This is a genomic window from Streptomyces colonosanans (assembly GCF_001866645.1).
Classification (GTDB): domain Bacteria; phylum Actinomycetota; class Actinomycetes; order Streptomycetales; family Streptomycetaceae; genus Streptomyces; species Streptomyces colonosanans.
The window spans coordinates 1-2,621 of the sequence record NZ_MLYP01000161.1 but is presented as its reverse complement, the minus strand read 5'-3'; the positions used below and the strand labels follow the sequence as shown (position 1 = coordinate 2,621).

The 2,621-nt window shown below is 71.4% G+C and carries 1 protein-coding gene; it reads right to left on the bottom strand.

Annotated elements, in window-relative coordinates:
• Positions 1-214: 214 nt before the first annotated feature.
• Positions 215-2,350 carry a serine/threonine-protein kinase gene (locus tag BIV24_RS31000; protein WP_071369782.1) on the bottom strand — a complete coding sequence of 712 codons (2,136 nt, stop codon included), beginning with the start codon at positions 2,348-2,350 and terminating at the stop codon, positions 215-217.
• Positions 2,351-2,621: the final 271 nt, after the last annotated feature.

The window sequence follows — 2,621 nt, the reverse complement described above, 5'->3', positions numbered from 1 at the left end:
ACGTGGCGCTGGGAACGACTTCTCCCCGCACGAGCACGCCGCTGTGCGCGCCCGGACCGCTGCCTTCGACGTCGAGCTGGTCCACCTGACGACCTCTCCCAGGACGCAACCCCGCAGGACTCCACCTGTGCGGATCCGCCTTCTGGTCAGGCAGTCTCCCGACCGCCCCGTGATCCGGACTGAGAACAGGCCCTGGGCGGCCCTCCTCGGCGTGTCACCAGTTTGCCGGTAGGCCCGCATCGAGGGCGAACAGTGAACCGTCGGGCGCGGAGGCGTACACCTTCCCGTCGGCCGCGACCGGCGCAGGCAGCGCGGGCATCAAGGAGCCCTGGTCGCCGCCGGGCCGCGCCTTCGTCTGACCCAGCAGCCTGCCCCGCGTGGTGTCGACGGCGAACAGCCGCCCGTCCGCCGCGCTGAAGTAGAGCCGCGTGCCGGTCACCGCGGGCGTCGAGGCGTTGGTGACGGCGGTCTCGAGCCGCCACCGCTGCGCCGAGGTCCGTGTGTCCAGGGCGACGAGCGCACCGCCGTACCCGAGCAGATAGACCGTGTCTCCGTGCACGACCGCTTCGGCGCTCTGCAGCGGGTAGTGCAGCGCGACGCGGCGGACCCTACGGTCGGCGACGTCGTAGCGCACGACGGCGTTCGTATACGACTGCGCGTCGTACGAGGTGAACCACATCGACCCGTCGTGCGCGCCCACCAGGCCCAGCGAGCCGTTTAGCCGTCGCTGCCAGCGCGTGGCGCCGGTCTCTGGGTCCACGGCGGCCACCCGTGTGCCCGACCCGTCCGCGCTCACGGCGTACGCCGGCCCGCCTCCGTACGACTGGAAGGCCGGCTGCGGCTGCCCCGGGATCGCGCGGTGCCACTTCTCCTCGCCCGTGGCGGCGTTCAGTGCGGTCACCCTCCCGTCGGCGCCGGTGAGCAGGACGGCTCCGGCGGCGTGGGCGACACGGCCGTCGTACGGCGAGATGTCATGGGTCCAACGGGTCGCACCGGTCGCCGGATCGAGCGCGGTCAGACGTTTGCCGCCCCGGCTGATGACGTGCAGCAGCCCGCCCGAAAGTACGGGTGGGTGCGCGCTGCCGTCATCACGCTGCGCCACGCCGCCGCGTACCCACCGGGCCTTTCCGGTGGTTGCGTCGACGGCGGCGGCCAGGACGCCCGGCCGGGTGCAGTAGAGCGTCCGGGGCGTGTAGGTGCACCGCGCCATGCCGTTGGTCGTGACGCCGGTCGCGCTCAGCTCAGTGCTCCAGCCGGGGAAGGCACTTGTGGAGGGCGTCGCGGCGGGCGTGCCGGCCCCGGGGCCGTCGGAGCCGACATAGACGAGGGCACCGGCGAGGGCGGAGAGGACCGCGACAGCAGACAGCCACAGCCGTCGTACGCGGCTTCTCTTCAGGGAGGGCGGGGCCTTGGGAGCGGACTCCTGCGGCCCGAGTCGGTGGTGCGTCGTGTCGTCGCGGCGGTCCGGTCGCGAGCCGCCCCGGTCGCGTTGCTGCGGTATGAACGCCTGCGTATCGTATGAGGCGGACACCGATCGCAGCGCCGTCATCAGCTCGTCCGGGGTGGGCCGGTCCTCCGGCTCCTTGGCCAGGCAACGGGCCACGAGTGGGGCCAGCTCCTCCGGTACGCCTGTCAAGTCCGGTTTTTCATGGACGACTTGATACGCCACCAGGTAGGGGCTGTCGGAGTCGAAGGGCCCGCTGCCGGTCGCCGCGTGGACGATGACGGACCCGAGCGCGAAGACATCCGCGGCCGGCCCGACCTCCCGCGGCCTGCGGAACTGCTCCGGAGCCATGAACGGCGGGGTGCCGATCAACTTTCCGGTTTCGGTGCGCAGTTCGCTGTCCGACGGGCGGGAGATTCCGAAATCGATGACTTTCGGACCGTCTTCGGCCAGCAGCACATTGCTGGGTTTGAGGTCGCGGTGCACGACCCCGGCCCGGTGGATGTCCCGCAGGGCCTCGGCCAGTCCTGCCATGAGGTGCCGCAGTTGTGCTGTGGGCAGCCCGCCGTTCCGCTTCACATGCTCGGCGAGGGTGGGGCCCGGGATGAACAGCGTCGCCATCCAGGGGTTGTCGGCCTCGGGATCGGCGTCCACGACGGGTGCGGTGAAGGCGCCACTGACCCGCCGCGCGGCCTCGACCTCCTGCCTGAACCGCCCCCGGAACTCGGGGTCGTGAGCGAACTCGGCGTGCACCACCTTGACCGCGAGCCGCAGTCCGGAAGCGGACCGCGCCAGATGCACGACCCCCATGCCACCGGAGCCGAGCCGCGTCTCCAGCAGGTACTGCCCGGCGTAGCGCGGAAGTTCCGCTTCCGGGTCAGCGCCGGCACTGCGCGGTGGCAGCATCACTTACCCCCCCGAGCGTCCGTCCGCCTGTGCGACGCGCCGAGCCTAGTCGATGCCGCGTACGACACAGCGGTGGCTTGCTAGCCTCGGCGCTCCACGCGTTTTTGGCGTGAACCAATCGGAACCGTTCCGAACGTGTCTACGGGAACTGTTCGGATGATCAGTGGGGGAGGCCGACATGGCGACGGAAGACATCGAGACCGAGGGCGCCGCGCAGGGGGAGACGGCGGACGCGGCACCGGCGGCCGCGGCGGCGATCCGTACCTACCCG